Here is a 913-nt window from a genome sequence, read left to right as displayed (position 1 = left end):
GCCGCCGCTCGGCCATTGCCGCAACGACGCGCCCAGACTCGAAGTTCCGCCGCCGTCATCTTTTCCGATATCTTGAGCCTACCGAACATGGTTCCCCCTGTATCTGGTGGAACCCCAGTGATTCATGGTTGCCGCTGGTTGGCAAGCCCCGCCGAGTCAGATCGAGCGTTCGCCGGTATAACTAGGGCATCAATGTTCCCAAGAAGCGGAAAAGAATATGAGCAGCAGACGCCGCACCCTCATGGTGGTTAAGCTACAATTCCACCTCAAGTTAACGCCACGTAACGATCCTTCTGCTCTTGGCAATGGGCGCGCACACGGGCCAGCCAAGAGTCGTACCAGACCCATGTTCCCCGGTAGTCCCCTGGGCGCCCAAACCCTGTGTTGTGATCTCTCGCATTTAGCGCTTTCCATAGTTGGGTGTGATGGTGCTGTTTGAATCGAGGAAAGCCATCGGAGTTCATCATCTTGACAATCTGGCCCGTGGTGTAACGCTGCTTATCGACTTCCTTCAACAGCACCCGGTTGATCTCCGATGCCTCATCCGAACCGGGTTTGACGAATTCTACGGCAACGTCCGCAGCAGATGCCCGGGCGGCACTCTTCGGCACGAAGATCACCCGATAAGCGAAGCACGGATCGGCCATTTGCTCGGGGGTGAGGTCGTGATGAAGCGCTTCCATCACTGTTTCGATATGCGCAGGCAGTGCGCTCGCCTTTTTCAACAGCGCGCGTTGGTCAGAACTGAATGTGACGAATTGAAGCGCGATCGGCAGACGGCGCTCAAGACCATATTGGGCGCCGAAGAATCCCTTGATGGCGTCATTGAAATTTATGGCTCTATTCGTGAATCGTATTGACGGTCACGCCCCCATGGCGGCGGCGAGGCAATATCGCGCGGTCGGGTCCGGAT

The 913-nt window shown here is 56.6% G+C and carries 1 protein-coding gene; it reads right to left on the bottom strand.

Annotated elements, in window-relative coordinates; genetic code table 11:
- Positions 1-266 precede the first annotated feature (266 nt).
- Positions 267-857, bottom strand: a complete 591-nt coding sequence (locus A6A05_RS04290; RefSeq protein ID WP_342670008.1) for a DUF3644 domain-containing protein — start codon at positions 855-857, stop codon at positions 267-269.
- Positions 858-913: the final 56 nt, after the last annotated feature.

Source organism: Magnetospirillum moscoviense, from assembly GCF_001650635.1.
Taxonomy (GTDB): Bacteria; Pseudomonadota; Alphaproteobacteria; order Rhodospirillales; family Magnetospirillaceae; genus Magnetospirillum; species Magnetospirillum moscoviense.
Note: the sequence above shows the minus strand (reverse complement) of the source record. Positions and strands in the feature narration are given on the sequence as shown.